The 19,826-nt window shown below is 38.9% G+C and carries 17 protein-coding genes; 11 read left to right on the top strand and 6 right to left on the bottom strand.

Features of this window, described 5'->3' with window-relative positions:
• Positions 1-16 precede the first annotated feature (16 nt).
• Entirely contained in the window at positions 17-3,274 is a 3,258-nt protein-coding gene (locus AB7E63_RS04120; RefSeq protein WP_013925576.1) for a hypothetical protein, read from the bottom strand.
• A gap of 639 nt (positions 3,275-3,913) precedes the next feature.
• Between AB7E63_RS04120 and AB7E63_RS04115 the strand changes: the two genes are divergently transcribed.
• From AB7E63_RS04115 to AB7E63_RS04100, 4 genes are read left to right on the top strand one after another with little or no spacing between them, the layout of a single operon-like run.
• Positions 3,914-4,279, top strand: a complete 366-nt coding sequence (locus AB7E63_RS04115) for a TraR/DksA family transcriptional regulator (protein ID WP_006341700.1) — start codon at positions 3,914-3,916, stop codon at positions 4,277-4,279.
• A gap of 2 nt (positions 4,280-4,281) precedes the next feature.
• The gene (lspA, locus tag AB7E63_RS04110) at positions 4,282-4,800 is read left to right on the top strand and encodes a signal peptidase II (protein WP_006341699.1); all 519 of its coding nucleotides are present in this window, start codon (positions 4,282-4,284) and stop codon (positions 4,798-4,800) included.
• Positions 4,797-5,492: a hypothetical protein gene (locus tag AB7E63_RS04105; RefSeq protein ID WP_006341698.1), complete on the top strand. Its 696-nt coding sequence runs from the start codon at positions 4,797-4,799 to the stop codon at positions 5,490-5,492. The genes lspA and AB7E63_RS04105 overlap by 4 nt, the downstream gene beginning before the upstream one ends.
• Before the next feature lie 25 nt (positions 5,493-5,517).
• Entirely contained in the window at positions 5,518-6,282 is a 765-nt protein-coding gene (locus AB7E63_RS04100; protein WP_006341697.1) for a glycerophosphodiester phosphodiesterase, read from the top strand.
• Here the strand turns inward: AB7E63_RS04100 and eno are convergent.
• From eno to AB7E63_RS04085, 3 genes are all read right to left on the bottom strand, one after another.
• On the bottom strand, positions 6,279-7,583 hold the full coding sequence (eno, locus tag AB7E63_RS04095) for a phosphopyruvate hydratase (protein WP_006341696.1): 1,305 nt from the start codon (positions 7,581-7,583) through the stop codon (positions 6,279-6,281). The genes AB7E63_RS04100 and eno overlap by 4 nt on opposite strands.
• 27 nt (positions 7,584-7,610) lie before the next feature.
• Positions 7,611-8,762, bottom strand: a complete 1,152-nt coding sequence (gene rsgA / locus AB7E63_RS04090; protein ID WP_006341695.1) for a ribosome small subunit-dependent GTPase A — start codon at positions 8,760-8,762, stop codon at positions 7,611-7,613.
• Positions 8,763-8,894: 132 nt separating this feature from the next.
• Complete coding sequence (locus tag AB7E63_RS04085; protein ID WP_013925574.1) at positions 8,895-9,530, bottom strand: hypothetical protein; 636 nt, start codon at positions 9,528-9,530, stop codon at positions 8,895-8,897.
• A 65-nt stretch (positions 9,531-9,595) separates the two neighbouring features.
• Between AB7E63_RS04085 and AB7E63_RS04080 the strand changes: the two genes are divergently transcribed.
• The 4 genes from AB7E63_RS04080 to dnaJ all read left to right on the top strand — a co-directional run bounded on the left by AB7E63_RS04080 (position 9,596) and on the right by dnaJ (position 13,713).
• A complete protein-coding gene (locus AB7E63_RS04080; RefSeq protein ID WP_428418785.1) occupies positions 9,596-11,230 on the top strand; it encodes a glycoside hydrolase family 3 protein in 1,635 nt (544 codons plus the stop codon).
• Entirely contained in the window at positions 11,209-12,006 is a 798-nt protein-coding gene (locus AB7E63_RS04075; RefSeq protein WP_013925572.1) for a hypothetical protein, read from the top strand. Before AB7E63_RS04080 ends, AB7E63_RS04075 begins: the two co-directional genes overlap by 22 nt.
• Positions 12,007-12,177: 171 nt before the next feature.
• Positions 12,178-12,357 (top strand): 30S ribosomal protein S21, encoded by a 180-nt coding sequence (gene rpsU / locus AB7E63_RS04070; RefSeq protein ID WP_006341691.1) that lies wholly within the window; start codon positions 12,178-12,180, stop codon positions 12,355-12,357.
• Positions 12,358-12,561: 204 nt separating this feature from the next.
• On the top strand, positions 12,562-13,713 hold the full coding sequence (gene dnaJ / locus AB7E63_RS04065; RefSeq protein ID WP_006341690.1) for a molecular chaperone DnaJ: 1,152 nt from the start codon (positions 12,562-12,564) through the stop codon (positions 13,711-13,713).
• A gap of 70 nt (positions 13,714-13,783) precedes the next feature.
• Here dnaJ and AB7E63_RS04060 read toward each other — a convergent pair whose 3' ends face one another.
• Positions 13,784-14,581: an MBL fold metallo-hydrolase gene (locus AB7E63_RS04060; protein ID WP_006341689.1), complete on the bottom strand. Its 798-nt coding sequence runs from the start codon at positions 14,579-14,581 to the stop codon at positions 13,784-13,786.
• A gap of 194 nt (positions 14,582-14,775) precedes the next feature.
• On the opposite strand from AB7E63_RS04060, the gene AB7E63_RS04055 reads away from it, so the two are divergent.
• The 3 genes from AB7E63_RS04055 to AB7E63_RS04045 all read left to right on the top strand — a co-directional run bounded on the left by AB7E63_RS04055 (position 14,776) and on the right by AB7E63_RS04045 (position 18,183).
• Positions 14,776-16,425, top strand: a complete 1,650-nt coding sequence (locus AB7E63_RS04055; RefSeq protein WP_148265748.1) for a hypothetical protein — start codon at positions 14,776-14,778, stop codon at positions 16,423-16,425.
• A gap of 23 nt (positions 16,426-16,448) precedes the next feature.
• Positions 16,449-17,738, top strand: a complete 1,290-nt coding sequence (locus AB7E63_RS04050; RefSeq protein WP_013925570.1) for a hypothetical protein — start codon at positions 16,449-16,451, stop codon at positions 17,736-17,738.
• Positions 17,739-17,838: 100 nt separating this feature from the next.
• The gene (locus tag AB7E63_RS04045; protein WP_006341415.1) at positions 17,839-18,183 is read left to right on the top strand and encodes a hypothetical protein; all 345 of its coding nucleotides are present in this window, start codon (positions 17,839-17,841) and stop codon (positions 18,181-18,183) included.
• A gap of 1 nt (position 18,184) precedes the next feature.
• Here AB7E63_RS04045 and AB7E63_RS04040 read toward each other — a convergent pair.
• Positions 18,185-19,826: DNA translocase FtsK (locus AB7E63_RS04040; protein WP_428418781.1), on the bottom strand; the 1,642-nt coding region annotated here is incomplete at its 5' end.

Here is a 19,826-nt window from a genome sequence, read left to right as displayed (position 1 = left end):
ATAACTCGATTTATGATTAATCTAAAATGGGTTTGAATATGTTATGAGGAATAGGATTAGAAAACTTAAATGGATAAATCTGGAATAAATGGAAACCCACATTAATTTCTGAAAGTAAAAGGTCGGAAAGATCTTTTTTAATGATTGCAGATATGCTTTCTAGCTGCCCAGAAAAAAGCACAGAAAAATTCTCGTTCATTTTAATTTTAGAAAGACTCTCAAAAAGTTTGGGTAGCAAGGATTTAAAACCCTCTCTTTCACAAATTTTTTTGAAAATAGAAATTAAAAACCGGCGATTCTCATCAAGAGTTGTTTCGAGGACTTTTATGGCCTCTTTGTTTAAAATTTCATCTAGTTGTTCGAAAAATTTTGGAGGTAGTGGGGTAGAGGAATTTTTCGACATAAAAAGAAAATAGACTAAAAGAGCGCTTGAGCATTCTATGGGTTTTAATTGAAGTCTTTCACAAATTGTAATCGTCTTTTTTAGTAAGTTGAGTAATACAGAAGATTTTTTTGCGTAGAAACCCCATCGTATATATGTTTTAATCAATTTTTGCCAAATGCATAAAAATGAAAAGCAATTCGATCTCTCCAAAGTATGGATTCCAGCTTTCTCTAAAAAAAGCTGGGAAAATTGCAGAAAAGACTTTCGGTGAGCTTTTGTGGGGGAAGCCGATTTTTTTAAATGGATGATGAATTTTGCAATTGTGATGAATTCCAGTGGATCCATGATCTCAAGAGGGACATTAAATAATGCTGTCATCAGTTTGTAAAGATGTGAAAAATTTAAATTTTGTTGTTTCCGATGCAAAATATATAAAAGGCGTTGTTTTACTTTTATGTTGTTTTTTGAGAGAGAAAATTGGGTAACAAAATAATCTAAATGAGATGCAGAGAGATCCTCAATATCTAAATTTAAATAAGTATTTATCACAACATATTCTGGATCATTTTTGCGTAGAATGTTCTGATCAAAGATTTTTTTTAGACAATTTTTGACTCTATTGAGATGAGCCTCTTTTAACATAGGATGATTTGGAGGGATACTAAAGACAACATCTAAAAAAGCTTTTTTCACATAAGGACAATCTTTTGGTGCGTCATTTAATAAATGAAGATCGAAAGTTAGAAAAAGTTGTGTATGTAAAACATCCTGTTCACTTTTGCAAATATGAAAATTAGAAAAACATTCCCTAATGCATCTGATTTTAAAAGCCATCTTTTCATAAAAATTAGCGCCTTGTACATGTTTGACAAAGAAAATCCAGAAACCGTTAAATGGACGTGTGTTACTTTTTAGATTCCATTCTTTAGGAATGAGCAGAGAGCAGACCAGAATATTTTCCCATAATTGTTTTATTGAAGGATCTGAAAGCTTTTTTAAGCTTTCTTGACATGTTCCAAGGAAGTAATCAAAACTATTTAAAATCTCCAGCATTTCTTTAAAACGATCTGTTCGTTTCAAAAAAGCACAGAGTGTGTTAAAGCAATCAATTCTGAGCTGAACATAATTTTGTGGGGAAGCCAATTGAAGATGTCGATCGGATAGACATGTATTAGCAATAAAGAGGTTTTCGCTGCAATTAGAAGACATCAGACGCTTAAGAATGGCCTCGATAAGAGGGGTATGCTCCCTAAAAGGTGATATTTCTAATTTTTTTGTATTTCTTGTTTTAGAAATTGTAATCGGCGTTCTTTGTTCCTCGAAAAAAAGCAATTTGCCCGCCATGTAGATTAAAGACTCACTTTGAAGTCCAGAACGTAGGCTTAAGGTATAAATGTGGTTGAGCACATCACAGATTGGCATATAATCAATGCGTTTCCCTGTCCAATTCTCATGCAGAAATCCGAAATACTTAAACATGGAAATGCTCATTTCACCAATAAGACTTTTATTCAAATGTTTGGGGCCTGCGCTTTTGAGTGTTTTTAATAGGTTGTCGTGTAGGGAAAGGAATGGATGATGATGAATCTTTGATAAACCAGATTTTAATAATTCCTCTAAATAGTCGAAAGCTTTGCTGAAAGAAGAGAAGTCTCTAAAGTTCACGCATAAATTTAGATACGCGAAGATCAATGTAAATTTGTGGACTTCCCATTGAGTTTGCTGCTGGGTTTGAATGCACTCTAACTTCTCATGAATTTTGGAAAGCAATTCTTGTTGGGGTTTAAAATGGGGTGTCGCAGTGAACAGCTTAAGAGATTGCTGAAGAAACATGACCGGGTCCTGTATTTCAGGATCAACTAAAAAAAAAGCCGAAAGAGATTGCACATGCATATGTTCAAAAATACAGGTGATTAATGAGCTTGTATGTACTTCTTTATGGATGAGCACTGAGCTGGCTTTCTCGGCTAAATAGTCCAAAAAACTCTTTTGTATATTTTTGTGGTGGGATTGTGTGACTTCGTGGATGACTCGTTCCCAAAATTTTGGATGAATGGGAGGCATGCAATTTATAAAGCTGATAAATCCAACAAGGTTGTTGGTACGAATGAGAGAGAACGCGTATGTTTCGCTGATCGAATTCCATCCTATCTCTTTCAAAAATTTTTTGTGTTGAGCCGCGTCTTTTTTATTTTCAACAAATTGCTTAAAATGGAGTGTTGCTTTAATGGTCTCTTCTTCAGAAAGGGGGCAAAGTAAAAGTCGTTTTAAGGTCTTTTCTGCATCGCCTGTTAATTCCATTTGGATACATATTTTTATTTCTTCAAAAAGTAAGTCTTTATAAGCTTCTAAATCGGATTTCTTCAATTGATCTTTCATTTTTGAAATATTATCTATATTTTCACCAGGAAAATCAGAATATTCAAGACGTAAATAGATATAAGCTTGAGACAAATTTTTAATTATTTCAGAATTTTTAAGCTGTTCATCTTCGAGCTCGTTTAAAATAAAAATAAAATGGGAGAACAGGGCGTCTTGATTTCGATCTGTTTTTTGCAAAAGATAATTTAGTAAGATCAAAGATTTTGATGGGTCTTGCTTACACCATTTTGTTATAAGAAAATAAGCAATCTCTGCAAGTGGGTTTTCAAGGATGAAATCTAAGGCTTTAAAGTATAAAACCCAACTTTCCTGATTTGAAAAATCAAAAAGTTCATCTAATTTTAAATGCACAACTTTTTCAGTAGATAGTTTAGCTAATCGTTCAAGTTCTTCAGAATAGATTTTTAGAATATTTTTTGTTGTTACTGAAATGGTCTTGTTTTGTTTTGTCGGATCGTAGACTATGGGTAAATAAAAAGATTTGCTTGCGATCAATGGAGTTGTCATAGTTAGCTCGAATCTAGATATTGGAAGTATTTGTTTGCTTGCTAAGGCGTTATATAAATTTTTATTTTTTGTTAGAAAATAGCTGAATTTTAGATAAAAAGATAGCTTTATCCATTATGTCTGAAGGACTTCTATGTAATTAAATTTTAATATCTTTATTTATTCCTTCCATTTTATTACTGAAATAACTACAATTTTTGCTGTTTATTCAGAGGTGAATAAAAAAATATGAAAACAGGACTTTTTGTTGTCCAAAGTTTGACTTTCTTCAGCTCACAAATGCGTATCCCTATCCGCTAAGCTAAAAAATCCCTTCCTACTTAGTGAATTTGCATGAAAATTTTTGGAAAATAAGTTATACTTGACAAAGAGAGGTCTAATAAAATATAGCGAATTCTTATTCATAAAATTACTTGCCGACCAATACCGCGTCCGGCTTTGCTTTTTGAACTTTCTTCGATATCTTTTGGCTAGATTTCGAATGTTGTGGTCTCACATCTCGTGTAGATCTTGGCATCTAAAACCTAGAACAAAATTATCTGAAAATTTGAAAGGCAGAAGGAATGGTATGGAGAGCATTCCCGTAGGTAGGGTAGATTATGAATAAAATCGAATAGATTGGTCTATAAGGAGAAACGAATGGCGCTGAAAAAAACTGAAGTGGCAAAATTTAAAAAAAGACTAGAAGAGATGCGCGATCATCTGACGCGTATGTTGAAAGGATCGACGGAAGAAGTCAAGAAACCTGACGAAGCGACCGGCTATTCTCAACATCAAGCTGATCAAGGAACCGATGACTTTGACAGAACAATCAATTTGGAAGTAACGACAAGAGAATATGCGATTTTGAGACAAATTGATCGTGCACTGGAAAAAATTCACGATAATACATACGGGATTTGTGATGTGACTGGTGAAGAAATTCCTCTTGCACGTTTAGAAGCAGTTCCTTATGCTTCCATGACTGTGAAAGCTCAAGAAAAGTTAGAGAAAGGTCTCATTTAGGTATGATGAAGTTTAAAGCATTCTGGATTAGTATCGTCGTTTTGATGTCGGATATGATATCTAAGTATTATGCTTTTCACTATTTGCCTAAGCCCTTGTTTGAATCTTACTGGTATCCCTACGGTGGGATACCGGTTTTCCAAGATTTTTTTGGGGTTCAATTTTCACTGAATTACGTGGAAAATAGAGGTGCAATCGGAGGGATATTTGCCGATTTTCAAGAGTATCTGCTTGTTTTCCGCATTCTTTTAATTGCCTCATTATTTTGTTATTTACTTTTTTATCGTTACGAAAAAAAGTTAGAAATCCCCCTTGCTTTGATTATTGGGGGGGCAGTCGGAAATATTGTCGATTATTTTTTGTATGGACATGTTGTCGATATGCTTCACTTTGTTCTGTGGGGTTATGATTATCCCGTTTTCAATTTGGCTGATTCAGCCATATGCATTGGAATTGTCTGGATTTTCCTTTATTCCTTTGTTTCCACTTCACCTAAGTCTTCTACAAAAGCGAATGTATGATGAAGTCTCCTCTGCGTGTTGTCAAGTTAGAGGACGCCATCCCTTTGCAGGCCTCTAAATGGTTAAATTTGCAACTACTCATTAGTAGTGAACAGATGGAGTCTCTTTTCGAGGAATTAGGGTTGTTTTATATCTACTCGATTGGTCGGGTAGTGGAATGTGGTGCAGGGGAAATCTTGCGTGATGACTTCTTAAAAGCTTATAAAGATTATATTCAGACTTTGCTAGCTGGAAAGCTTCCGGACTATCAAATCACTTCTACTTCTTTTTCTTCGATCTTTACTTCGGATTTAGACGCCCTTTATTGCATTCAAACAGGTGAAAACCAGCAATTAGTTCGCATTGGAAAGCCTGTTATTCAAGTTCAAGCCCATACGTTGGATTATTCTCCGCTTGATGGCAAGTTTCGTTCCATGATTTTTGGGCAAGATCATATCCCTTGGGGAATCCAATTTTCTTATCCACAGATTCACCAAGATGGCAAAGACGTTGTGCAAACTCTTCATCGTAAGGATTTAAATACGGAGTTATTTCGTCGCTTGCAAACTTGGGTGCGTTTAAATACAATACCGACAGCTTTTTCGGTTGATGAAAAAAAAATCAATGTACCGGTGAGAATCGGAAAAGATTGTTTTTCTTGGATCAACCAACACTGCCAACTCGTGAAAAAAAATCTTAGAGTGATTGTTTAGATTTAACAAATCGGATGTGTTCCCGATGGATATCTTTTTTCAAACTTCCTTACATCCTAATCTTCCTCTTACGGCTCCGATTGCAAATATAGCGCATCGTGGAAATTCTAAAGATGCTCCAGAAAATACTTTGTGCGCTTTTCAGCAAGCACTGGATATCGGCGTGGACTATATCGAAATAGATGTGCATTTAACGAAGGATGGAATTCCTATTGTTATTCACGATCTTTTTCTTTCACGGACATTGCCACATGCTAGGGGCTCGGTCGCAGACTTTAGCTTTTCAGAACTGCAAAAGTGGGATGCTGGCATATGGTTTGATCCTAATTTTGCAGGTCAAAAAGTCCCTTCTCTGGAAGATGTATTGGTTTTATGCAGAGGGAAATGTGGCTTGATGGTGGAGATTAAAGAGGGCTCGGCTTCTCCCAATGAATTAGCTGAAGTTGTCTTGAAAATCATTTCGGCAGAAGCGAATAAAGTTGTGGTAGGATCTTTATCATCAGAAATTATGAAAGCCTTACGAGAAAGACAGTCTTCCCAGCCTCTAGTTTCGATTATTGAGGAGGAGAAAGAGTGGCAGCAACATGTTCAGTACGAACCCGACATTGTCGCCATGCACTATGGATTGATCACCCAAAGAATGCTGAGTCTGTTAAAGCAGATGAAAAAGAAAGTGTGGGTGTGGACTGTAGATGATCCTGGAATGATGAATTATCTTATCCAAGCTCACGTGGATGGCATTATTTCGAACTGTCCACGTGAACTTAAACAGGTATTGAGTTTGCGCTAGATTTTTTTGGCTGAGTGACTGTCTGCATAACGTGCGATTGAGCCAAGCTCAGCTTCAATGCTTAGTAAGCGGTTATATTTCGCGACTCTGTCCGTTCTGCACAAAGACCCTGTTTTAATCTGGCCCGAATTTGTAGCCACGCAAATATCTGCAATGATGCTGTCTTCTGTTTCACCCGAACGGTGAGAGATGACTGCGGAATAAGCGTGTGTTTGGGCGAGCCGAATCGTCTCTAACGTTTCTGTTAATGTTCCAATTTGATTAACTTTGACTAAAATAGAGTTCGCAATTTTTTCCTCGAATCCTTTTTGTAAAAATTTAGGATTCGTCACGAAAATGTCATCGCCAACGATTTGAATTTTTTTACCTAATTTTTCTGTTAAATACTTCCAGCCATTCCAATCATTTTCGTCCAGGCCATCTTCAATGGAATCGATCGGGTATTGATTGCAAAGGGATGCTAGGTAATCCGTCTGTTCTTGTGCCGATCGCTCTGCAAAAGTTTGTTTTTGCCGCTTCTTTTTCTTTTCGATATAGGTCTTATTGGCTTTATCATAGAACTCAGAAGCTGCACAATCCAAGGCTAGTGTCACTTGCGAGCCAGGATGATAGCCTGCTTTTTCAATGGCCGCTAAAATATATTCGATGGCGGCTTCATTAGATGGCAGATTAGGGGCAAATCCGCCTTCATCGCCAACGGAAGTCACATGCCCATCTTCTTTTAAAATTTTTTTCAAAGTGTGAAAAATTTCAGCTCCCCAACGGATCGCTTCACGAAAAGAGGGGGCGCCAGTAGGGCGAATCATAAATTCTTGAAATTCCAACGAGTTGTCTGCATGGGCACCGCCATTCATAATATTCATCATAGGGCAGGGGAGAATATAGGTGTGGCTTCCGCCAATGTAACGATAAAGGGGTAAATGCGCAGTGGCGGCTCCGGCGCGAGCTAATGCTAAGGATGCACCTAAAATGGCATTTGCACCAAAACGTCCTTTATTTTCAGTCCCATCGGTAGAGATCATGAGCAAATCTAATTCTGTTTGATCATAGACGTGTCTTCCAATCAAGATCTGCGCAATGGGCCCGTTCACGTGGGCAATCGCTTGCTGGACTCCTTTCCCATGGTAACGAGAGGGGTCGTTGTCGCGTAATTCAACGGCTTCGTGTTCACCTGTAGAGGCTCCAGAAGGGACGGAGGCTTTGACTACGATATCTCGATCGGTTGCTAAGGTGACTTCAAGGGTTGGATTCCCACGAGAGTCTAGAATTTCAATCGCTTTAACAGATCGGATGTAAGCCATATTTACCTCACTTTGTGTTTTAAAGATTCAACGGCGCAAATGTTTTTGTGTGATGCTATGCAAAAGGTCGTGGTAAGATTCAAAGCGCAGAAGAGAGATTTTGCCTTCTTCTACAGCCTGAATGACAGCGCAATCTTCTTCATGTAAATGGGAGCAGTTCGGAAATTTGCATGTGCGTCCAACCCGATAAATTTCAGAGAAGTAGCTTTCTAATTCATTTTGGTCCAGGTCCCAGACTCCAAAGCTTTTTATTCCAGGTGTATCGATGCACCATCCCCCAAAATCGAGTGGCATAAGATGTGTTGTTGTTGTCGTGTGAGCCCCTTTTTTAGTGCGGTGCACGATTTTCCCGATACGCAAATCAGATCCGATCAGAGCATTAATCAAAGAGGATTTTCCTACGCCTGATTGACCAGAAAAAACGGAAGATTTGTCGCGCATTTGTTCTTTTAATGCCTCAATACCTTCTCCTGTAACCGTGCTTACAGGGATAACCTTTAAGCCTGCTTGACGGTATCCTTCTAAAAATGTCTCAAAAAGAGCTTTTTCTTGCTCGAGTATGGGATCTTCAGCATCTGATGTGGAGAGCAGATCTATTTTATTTACCACAATAATGGGCGTCATTCCCCCTTTTTGTGTGGCAATAATATAACGATCTATTAATGAAGGTTTTAGCGGGGGGCTCAAAACGGAAGCTGTAATTAATACTTGGTCAATATTGGCGGCGATAAGCTGTTCTTTGCGCCTGGAAAGGTTGTCTGCTCTTGATAAGATTGTCTTGCGAGGTTCAACATGTGCAATTAAACCCTCTTCCGGAGTAGTTTTTTCAAAAAGAACAAAATCGCCAACCGTGACTAAATTTTTTGCTAATCCTCGTTCTTTTTTCAAAACTCCACGTAAGGTACACAGAAATTCTTGGTCGCCACTAGCGACGAGGATTCCCTGTGGAACAATGGAGATGACGCGACCTTTGTCTAATTCATCTCTGGAAAATTTTGCATTACGCTGTTCAGCTAATTGTTTTTCATGCTTTTCCCGATCTGTTTTTTTATACTTGGAGCGATCTTTTTGAGAGGCGAGTTTTCTTTCTAGACGGTGTGCTTTGCGATCATTACCAAAATATTCATCTTCGATTGGGCAAGCAACCCATTTTTTTTGACGTTTTTTCTCTGAATTCATATCTGACTAAAATAAGGGTTAAATAAATGTATTTTAAACCAAAAATGGGTCGAGATCAAGAGGAATAACAAGAAAGCATTCATTAGATGAGAATTATAGAGCCTATAAAAAGGCCCTAATTCATTAGATCGATTAATGCTTTCTTTTTAAATAATATGTACATTCTTTTAAATGTCTTTCACATTCTTTTTGATAATGATGAATTTCGATCAGATTTCCTTTAATCAGTATTTTATAATGTGCATTTTCTTCTAAAGAGAGCATGAAAAGAAAATGAGCTTTATAAACAGATAAAAAACATACTATGTTTTCGAGTTTTCTTTTGACTACCGCAACGTTTTTAATGTCTTTGGTTAATTCATCTAAAGCATGCACATTTCCCAATTCGTGATTCATTGTGTTTTCGACATCCACCATGCCTTGCAAAATCATCTTTTCTTTATCGTGACTTAAGGGGGCGAGCTGTTCTCTGATCACATCTCTGATCACAAGATGGTGAAAGGCGTGGCAGACAGATGTGCAAATGCTTGATTCTTTTTTTAAAAAACCAAAGATATAAATTTGAATCGATTCTGGTAAGACTGTAAAAAAAAGAGATTGTGACTGTGAGGCGGATAATGGTTCAATCTGTGTTATATTTTTGCTGGCCAGATCTCTTTCCCTGGAAATTTCTTGGGTAAAGTGATTTCGGTCGTTTTGGCCAGGAAGGTTCGTCGCTTGAAAATGCATTAGGAGGCGTCTGTAGTCTACGTAGTCGTTCAGCTGCATGGGGTTCCCTTTTGTGTTGAAGAAATCGTCTGATTTGATATCCTGATATATTTTCAGAGGGATTCATGAGAAAATATATTTTTTGGATACTTTTACTATTTAGCTATCCACCCCTTCAGTGTCAAAGTAATCTCCCAAGATTAGATGAGCTCTCCATAGAGGAGAAAGTCGGCCAGCTTTTGAGGGTGCATTTTTACGGGACAGAGGCTAATGGGGATGCAAAAAAACTCATTCAGGATTTTCATATTGGAGGAATCATTTATTATGAGTGGGCTAATGGATTAGCGGATGCCCAGCAAGTGCAAATTTTAAGCCGAGGGCTGCAGTCTTTGGCGCAGGAACGGGCTCATCCGATTCCTTTATTCCTTGCGATTGATCAGGAAGGGGGCGTGGTTAATCGATTGAAAAACGGTTTTACGCAATTCCCAGGAAATTATGCTTTAGGTCAAATAAAAAAAGCAGGGGATGCCGAAGCTTGTGCTTATGCCACAGGATTGGAATTAAAGAGTGTGGGGATTAATGTAAATTTGGCTCCCGTTGTTGATGTGAATTGTAATGAGAAAAATCCGATTATAGGTATTCGGGCTTTTGGATCATCACCCAAAGATGTGGCTTCTCTCGGAAAGGAAATGATGGAAGGATTTCGAAAATCCTCTATTTTGTCCGTATTAAAACATTTTCCTGGTCATGGTGATGTTGAAGTTGATTCGCATCAAGCTTTACCTTGCCTGAACAAAACAAGAGGTGAATTAGATCAGGTCGAACTATATCCTTTTCATCAACTTCTCCCTCTTTCGGAGGCCGTGATGACATCTCATTTGTTTGTGCCCGCGCTTGATGCAAAAACATGTATCACTTTTTCATGCGATGCTGTGACGCAAGTCCTTCGAAAAGAGATGGGTTTCGAAGGGGTGATTTTGACAGATTCTTTGGCTATGCAAGGATGTTTAGGGCAATCTCAAGGTGTCGTCGATGCTGCCATTCAAAGCTTTAAAGCGGGTCATGATGTGCTTTTATTGGGTGGAAAGCAGCTGTTGGGAGAAGGAGGGGGATTTGAAATCACGATCGATGAGATTGCAAAAATCCATCAGACCCTTGTGTTTTTAGTCCAAACGGGAGAAATTTCTGAGCAGAGACTCGACGCATCTGTTCGGAGAATTCTAGCAGCCAAAAAAATTTATGCATGCCAAGATCTTGCTCTATCATTTGATCCATCTATTCATCAACAATTGGCACAAAAAGTAGCGGATACTGCCACAGAAGTTAAGTATTGTCAGCTTCAAGAAAAAGTTAGTTTAAAGACTCAGCGCATCCTTCTTGTGTCACCTTCTATTTGTCAGGAGGCAATAGAAAAAAGTGACTTAGTGCACTTAGCTCCTTTGACAACCCGGTATTTTTATGATTCATTAAGTCCTGAAAAGGAAGCGTTTGATGCGGGGGTAGCCTTAGCTGCGCGGTCCGACTTATGCGTATTCTGTACTTACAATGCATGGCGATATCCGCAACAAGTCACGTTTGTTGAGGCATTGATAAAAGAGGGGCTTCCTGTTATTGTGGTTGCAGGGCGAGATCCTTGGGATCAAACTTTATTTTCAAAAGCATCGATTGTCATTTGCACTTACAGCCCTGTTTGCTGCTCTTTTAATTCTGCTGCACATTTAATTCGCCAGGAGTATCAATGCGCGACTACAAACCCTTAATTTTTTCTGTTTTAGGACTTTTACTTTGTTTTGCTTTGCCAAATCATGCTCTTGAAATTTCTCCTGAGCAGGCTCGCCAATTGGGTGAGCAAATTTGGAAGAATGAATGTAAAAAATCGATTGCGGGTTTAACGTCTTGGAATGCAGGGGAGGAGTTTGCTTCGCTTGGGATCGGGCATTTTATTTGGCACCCCAAAGGTTCTGATTCTCCTTTTAAAGAATCCTTTCCAACTCTAATCAAGTTTTTGTGTAAGCAAGGGATTGCGCTTCCTAATTGGTTAATGCAAGCAGACGGATGCCCTTGGAAGACGAGAGAGGAATTTCTTGCGGCTCAAGATGAAAAAAAGCTGACGCGTTTACGTCAGCTTTTACTAGAAAATATTGATCTGCAAATTTATTTCATGTTCGAGCGTTTAGAAAAGTCTCTGCCCATTCTAGTTGAAAACCTAACTTCTGAAGAGCAAAACAAAATTCATACGCAATTTTGTCAATTAAGTGAATCTGTGACGGGAACCTATGCATTATTGGATTATGTAAATTTTAAGGGAGAGGGTGTTTCTCCTCAAGAAAGATATCAAGGAATTGGATGGGGGTTACGGCAAGTTTTGCTTGGTATGAATCCATCTTCTGAGCCTGTTAAAGAATTTGCGCGGAGTGCGAGTGCTGTTCTTAAAAATCGCGTGGAGAATTCCCCTCCGCAAAGAAATGAAAAGAGATGGCTAGAAGGATGGCTAAATCGTGTCCAAACCTACGTCACCTATTCTGCCAACGGATGAAATTGTTTTATCTAGGGAGTTGCATTTCTAGGTTGATTTATATGTTGCGACTCTCGTATGATAATGCTAACTATGAAAGTTTAGAGTGATTTTAAAATAATTGTAAACTAAATCACCCCTGACTTAATAAGCATTTATGCAAGATAAATTTAAAAAGTAGGTTAAGGTTAAATGACAGTTGTTAAAGTGCGGGTGGGAGAACCCCTTGATAAAGCTCTTAGAGCTCTTAAAAAAAGACTCGACAAAGAAGGCGTCATGAAGTCTGTTAAAGCCCATCGTTTTTATTCTAAACCATCAGTAAAAAAACGAGCTAAGTCTAAAGCTGCCTTAAAATATAAAAAGCAGCGTTAAAAAAAAGTAAGGCTGTCAGATAACGCTCATGTCGGTTTATGCGGCCTTTTCTTAAATTTCTCTCTTATGATCGAGGAGATAAATTGGGATGTCATTCAGCCCTCTATAAAGATCAAATTTCCAATTAAATCCAAATTATAGCGTGACATGGGTACTTATGTACTGCCAACCGCTCATAAGTGTGAACCCACTTGGTAATAGCATATGTCAGATTATTACAATACTCTAGAAGTTCAGCGAAACGCTACTCAAGATGAGATAAAAAAAGCCTATCGTAAAATGGCTTTGAAGTACCATCCAGATAAAAATCCAGGCGATGCAGAATCGGAAAAAAAGTTTAAAGAGATTTCCGAAGCTTATGAAGTTTTAAGCGACACCAACAAACGACAGTTATATGATCGATACGGAAAAGAAGGTGTTCAGGGTGCTTCTGCAGCTGGGGGGGCAAGCTATTCTTCCATGGAAGAAGCTTTGCGTACCTTTATGGGTGCTTTCGGTGGAATGGGCTCTGATTCGATTTTTGATAGTGTATTCGGTGGCGGTGACTTTGGCGGAGGGCATGGCGGTGGCCAGGGAGCCAGACAAGGTGCAAGCAAGCGGGTCAATATCACGTTATCTTTTGAAGAAGCGGCTCGCGGAGTTGATAAAGAACTCGTTGTCACAAACTATGTGACTTGTAAAGAGTGCGCAGGTAAAGGTGCTAAATCCTCTGCAGGCATAAAAAAATGTAATCGTTGTGGCGGTGCTGGACAGGTTTTTGAACAGCGTGGTTTTTTCAGTATGTCTATGACTTGTCCTCAATGCCATGGTGAGGGACGCATGATCGTTGATCCTTGCTCTGACTGTCGTGGAAGCGGTCTTGTTAAAGAAAAGCAACACGTAAAAGTGCATATTCCTGCTGGTGTTGATACGGGCATGCGCTTACGCATGAGTGGTTATGGAGATGCTGGTCAGGGTGGAGGCCCTCCCGGAGATCTGTATGTTTTTATCCAAGTCGAAGCCCATGAAATTTTTGAACGAGATGGCAATGATCTATTGCTCGATTTGCCGATTAGTTTTACGGAAGCTGCATTAGGTTGCAAAAAAGAAGTGCCTTCTTTATTAGCGCATACCTGTCGAATTACCATTCCTGAAGGCACCCAAAATGGGAAAGTTTTCCGAGTAAAAGGGGAGGGTTTTCCGAATGTCCATGGACAAGGAAAAGGTGATCTTTTAGTAAAAATTTTCGTCGAAACCCCGACAAAACTCAGTAAGCGAATGAAAGAGTTACTCGAAGAGTTTGCTCAATTAGAAGATGCAACCAATCTTCCTACTCGCAAAGGCTTTCTAGATAAAATTAAGGGGCTTTTTCATTAAGAGTGACTGTTAGCCATACGCATTTTTAAACCCTCAAGTAAGTTTTTTAGACTATTTGAGGGTTTTTTATTTATCGTGTTAAGGCAGGATGCTCACTAAAATAGATTGGCTTACTGCTTTTATGCTGAAGAGCGATGCTAATATCTAGTTTAATTCCTCTGTTTTGAAGAGCTCCTTGCACAACTTGAAGAGCTGTTTCCGGCGTGTTACATTCACTCGAAAGGTGTGCTAAATGCACATGTTTGAGCCCTTCATGCGCAATATCACACAATAATTCCCCACAGGCTTCATTTGAAAGGTGACCACTACGGCTTAATACGCGCTGCTTGTAAACCATCGGTCGTGGAGAGGCATGTACCATAGAGGGTTGATGATTGGCTTCGACATACAAGTAATCGCAATTTTGTAATTGATGGCGTACAAGTGAGGTGACAAAACCTAAATCAGTGCAAAACCCTAATTTCAATTGATCTGTTTTAATGGTGAAGCCGACCGGATCGATCGTGTCATGTTGGATACTGAAAGGGTGAACTTCCAAATCTCCAAAAAGAAATGATTCTCCAGTTGTAAAGATTTTAAATTTTGGGCAATCATGGAAGCATTCTACAATCCCCTTTGCAGTTTCATGATTTGCAAATACGGGGATTCCTAATTTGTAAGCTAAAACTCTTAGTCCCTGAATATGGTCCGTATGTTCATGGGTAATAAAAATCGCATCAATGTCCGTTAATTCGACATTCAATTGAGCGAGCTCTTCTTTAATTCTTTTTCCACTAATACCCGCATCAATCAAGATTTTTGTATGGGGCGTTCCAACATAGATACAATTTCCTTTGGAACCTGAAGCTAAGGGACAAAAACCTTCCATTTGAAACCATGAATTTAAGAGATTAAACCAGCATTTTTAGCATACATACGGAATCATTGGAAGGATAAAGGGCGTTTTTTTAACAAGAATCGGTTTTTAATTATTATGTTGACTTAATTTGGTGCTAAAACATATTCTGCGTTGAAAAAATCAAAAAAAAGTTAGTTGGGTAAATATTACTTGAATAGGAGACTATGATGACGAATTCCCCAAAAATAAGTTTAAAAAATGGCGAAGAGCCAATTAATAATCGTTTAGATGCTGTAGCAAAAAGCATGCAGAAAGGAAAATGGCTTTCTTCAGAGCTACAGGTTGTATACAACGGACGTTTATGGAGAGCATTTAGGGGGTTTTTAAAGTTATTGGGTTTTAAAATTGACCGTAGAGATTCTGTGCATATTGCTGAAAAATTACACGATTATATCAATTCAAATAAAGATGAGTTAATAAAAGATTTTAGTCATGTAAATCAAAATAGCCAAAATCTTGAAATTATCTTAAATAGAATCCTCCCTCTAAAAATTAGAAATCGAAATGATTCTGTTGGAAAATGCTATAAAATGCATTTTGAAAAATGCAAGGCGCTATTTAGTCCTGAGGAGTTAACAAAACAGAAGCTTGCTCAAGAAGCGGCCCTGAGATTACAAGAAGAATTAGCACAAAAAGCTGCAGAAGATCAGCGAATTGCGGAAGAGCAAGCTAATAAAGAAAAAGAGGAAAAAACAGGCCAAGACACTCAAGAAGGTGAAAAAACTGAACCAAAGGCTCCTGAAAATGAACCTGTGGGAGGGCAAGCTGGTGTTCAAGAGCAAGCGACAGACGATGAAAAAAAAATAGCAGAAGAAGAAAATGCTCCGGAAGCTGAAACAGAAAAGGAAACGAAAGCACAGGAAGAAAAATCAGAAGCAGAGACTTCCAATGAAGCTGAAACTCTGCAAGAAGAAACTGAAGAGCAAGCCAAACAAAATATTATAGCTAATTTTGAGGAAGAAATAGCTTCAGACACTCAGCAAAAAGCTGAAGTAGAAAAAGCGGAGCAAGCTGAAGAGCGACGAATTGCGGAAGAGTTAATCATAGGTGATTTAGCTAACGATTCCTCAAAAGAAAATTTAGAAGTTGAGCAAAAAGATGGCGCGACTCAAGTAGAAGCGAAAAATCACGCTGAAGAAGGCCTTGTAAAGCAAGAAGAAGAGCGTGTAGCAGCTTTAGAAGCCCAACAAAAAGCTGAGGAAGCAGCAAAAGCTGAAGAAGAAAAAAGACTTGCCGATGGGCAACTTGCAAAGCAAGAAGAAGAGCCTGTAGCAGCTTTAGAAGCCCAACAAAAAGCTGAGGAAGAAAAAAGACTTGCCGATGAGCAACTTGTAAAGCAAGAAGAAGAGCGTGTAGCAGCTTTAGAAGCTCAACAAAAAGCTGAAGAAGCAGCAAAAGCTGAAGAAGAAAAAAGACTTGCCGATGAGCAACTTGCAAAGCAAGAAGAAGAGCGTGTAGCAGCTTTAGAAGCCCAACAAAAAGCTGAGGAAGCAGCAAAAGCTGAAGAAGAAAAAAGACTTGCCGATGAACAACTCATAAAGCAAGAAGAAGAGGAAATCAATGCGGAAGTACGTATAACTAGAAAATCAGGGGTTTCGCAAGATGAACCAATTCCTGCAGGTAACAAGAGTGAAGTGGCGCAGCAAGTTAACCAGGATGTTTCAAATGGTGCAGCTGTTGTGATTGAATCCTCAGTTTCAGAGGCCAGTGAGAAAAGGGAAAAAGATCCCGTTCAACAGCTGGAAAGCGTCATTGAATCAGCGCGTGAGTTTTCAGAGGAATTAGAAAACGCTAAAAAAAAAATTCCTGCTTAATGGCTGAGGATCCATATCGAAGTATGGATCCTTTAAAGCAGATCGTAAAGGCTGAAGAAGAGCTTAAAAAATTAAAAGAAGAACAAGATAGTTACGAAAGAGAACAAAAACGTATAGAAGATATCCAGGAAAAGATTAAAAAATTCCAATCTGAATTGGAAAACTATGTGGAAGATGGAGAGGCTCAATCAAATGTTTCTCCTCTCGCGCAAAAGTTGAATGAGGAGTTAGTTCACGATGAGCAAATAATTCAATCTTTGACAGCTCAGGGAAAATTTGATGAAGCCAAACAGGTAGAAAAGCATCAAAAAAAATTATTAGAGGAGGAGCTTAAATTACTGTCCTCAGCCCCAGTTTCCGAAAAAACACCTTTCTTTGAAGAGTCAATTCAGCAACATCACGAAAAAAATATTGATGATTTTATAAATCTAGCTCTGTTAGCACAGCGAGAAAATGATAAGGGAACAGAACAAGTCAATGCGCTATTAGCACAGTTAGCGATTCTTAAAAAAACAAATGGCCAGCCGACAAAATCTGAAGAAGACAGAATTAAAGCGGAGCTCAATCAAATCATCCGTGCCCAATCTCAAAGTACAAGCCAAACGTATCCTGGCGTTATGCTAGAGGAAGATGAAAATGCTTTAGTTGAAGATATCGTTATCCAAGCTCAGCAATTAAGCGAGGGAATGAATGCAGCCTACAAAGATGTGGAAAGACTCCTGTTTCTTTGCAAAAGTTCGAGTGTCCCTTCTGAAAAAGATGTGAGAAGGGGGGCGGGCTATTTTAGTTCGTTTTTGAAGACTAAGAAAGCGGCCAAAGATCCAAATGCCGTCTTAAAATTGGCTGTTTATACGAAAGATCATGTCGTATTTGTTGAGGCTATGCAAGTAGTGGCTCAACTGGCGGAAGGGGTTCGTCTAAAGGCCTATCGTGAAGCGTTAATTAGTTCAGTAAAAAGTTGCTATTCGCCCTTCTTTGAAAAACTTCTCCAGGAAGTGACTATAGATGATCCCCTTTTAGCAAAAATATGGGATGCCGTTCTTAGTGGTAAATCTATTGATATTGGTTCTTATTTATTGAAAAATTATGGCGACGAATCAAAAAGGTATTTTTTACCTCTCTACGAAAAATTTCTTAACGATAAGGATTGGCTTGAATTAGTCATTCTTATGATTGAAAAAGATCCGGAACTATTTTTTAAGAAGACGCAAGACGAACGCCCTTACGATATTGCACTAAAGCGAGGGGAGCTTGAGATTATTGGTATAGTAATGAAAATGGATTCAGTAAAGGCATATCTTTCTAGGATTTAAAATTTTTTGAGCATGGCGGTAATTAGGCCGTCATGCTTGTTTTTTTATAAAGTGGCATGCAATTTTCATAATTCTTAATTAAAAACCCGAGGTCTTTATTATGAAAAGTGAAAATATCACTCTCATTAATCACATCGAACTTATTCTAAGGGAGTTAGTTGAGGTGGCCGAAAAACTCAATGTTTTATCCACACAAGCTCCCCTGGAAGAAGAAATCAATCGATTACAGTTATTGGAATTCGATTTGCTTAGTAAATTACAGGAGTTGGATCAAGAATTAGCGCGTAGCCATCTATCACATAGCTTTGATGCTGAGACACAAGCACACATCAAGGCAATGCTGGAACGTTTTGAAAAACTTAACCAGCATTTCATTGATAATTTAGACTCGCGGGGGGGATTACTCAAGTTTGAGAAGAAAAAATTACCCGCTGATAAAAAATAACTTACTCATCATCGATAGCGATTGCATTTTTGTGAGAAATTTCTTCCCCCCCATTTTTTCTAGAGAGGAGAACTTTTCTTGGCTTGCTGCCTTCATTTGGTCCTATCACACCTTGACTTTCTAAAAGATCAATCAAACTAGCTGCCCTGGCGTATCCTATTTTCAATTTACGTTGTAAAAATGTTGTGGATGCATTGCCTGTGCTTAGCACAATTTCAAGGGCATTATCATAGAGTTGATCAGCGGGGGATTCTGCTTGACTTGCTTGAAAATCTTCAAAAGATCCTTGATCAAAAGAGTTAATGACGTAATTTGGTGGGGCTTGATCACAAATTTTCTTCACCACACCCATAATGTCTTCATCTCGAATATAAGCGCCTTGAGCGCGAATGAGGTGGGAGCTTCCTGGGGGAAGAAAGAGCATATCTCCATTTCCAAGCAGAGATTCTGCACCTGTTTCGTCCAACACAATCTGACTGTTCACTCGGCTAGCCACTTTAAATGAAATCCGCGTCGGGAAGTTTGCTTTGATAATCCCTGTGATTACTTCGCGAGAGGGGCGTTGGGTCGCAAGAATTAAGTGAATGCCTACAGCGCGAGCCATTTGTGCAATTCTGGCAATTGGAGTTTCAATGTCACTGCTAGACACCATCATCAGATCGGCAAGCTCGTCAATAATCCCCACGATATAAGGCAGTTTTTCGGGGATTTCTTTTTCTAAGCTTTCTTCAAAAGCAATGTCGCGTTTGCGTTGATTAAAAGATTCAATATTTCGAACGGATAAAATTTTTAAGAGCTCGTATCGATTTTCCATTTCTTTTACAAGCCAATTCAATGCGGCACAAGCTCCGTGCGGTTCTGTAATGACAGGGGCTAGCATGTGTGGTAAGCGGGTATAAGGAGTCAATTCGACTTTCTTCGGATCTACCATAAGCAATTTGATTTCATCGGGCTTTGCGTTGAGCAAAATCGACATCACAATGGTGTTAATGCAAACAGATTTTCCGGATCCTGTGGCACCTGCAATAATGCAGTGGGGCATTTTTGCTAAGTCGCTCATGACATACTCTCCGAGAACCGTTTTTCCCAGGAGTACGGGTATGTGAAATTTTCTGCCACCTTGCTGGTAAGCATGCAAAATATCTTTAAACGCAACTTCTTGAGGATTTTGATTTGGTACTTCAATTCCCACGGCGGCTTTGCCTGGAATAGGTGCAATAATGCGGATAGACTTGGCTTGCATATTGAGGGCTATGTCATTTTCAAGCGTGCGAATTTTTTGCACTTTGACGCCGATGGCAGGATGTACCTCGAACAATGTAATGGTTGGGCCACAGTGAATCTGTCCAACTTTTGCTTCAATGCCAAAACTATTGAGGGTTTCTTCAAGAATTTCGGCTTGGCGTTGTAAATCTTTCTTCAGCAGGGTTTGGTCAATATTTTTGGGATTTGTTAAAAGCGTGTCTTCTGGGACTTCGTAATTGGTGAAATCCCCGTTGTAAACTTTCTGAGCGGCTATTGCCGCGTCTTTCTTGTTGAGCTCAGATGTTTCAAAATCCACATTTTGCATAGAGGAGGGGGGCATCAGATCATCATCATTTTCTATGGGGGCATCAGGCATGGGAAGAGCCATGCGGGGGGCT

The sequence above is a fragment of the Parachlamydia sp. genome, from assembly GCF_050255895.1.
GTDB lineage: Bacteria > Chlamydiota > Chlamydiia > Chlamydiales > Parachlamydiaceae > Parachlamydia > Parachlamydia acanthamoebae.
Note: the sequence above shows the minus strand (reverse complement) of the source record. Positions and strands in the feature narration are given on the sequence as shown.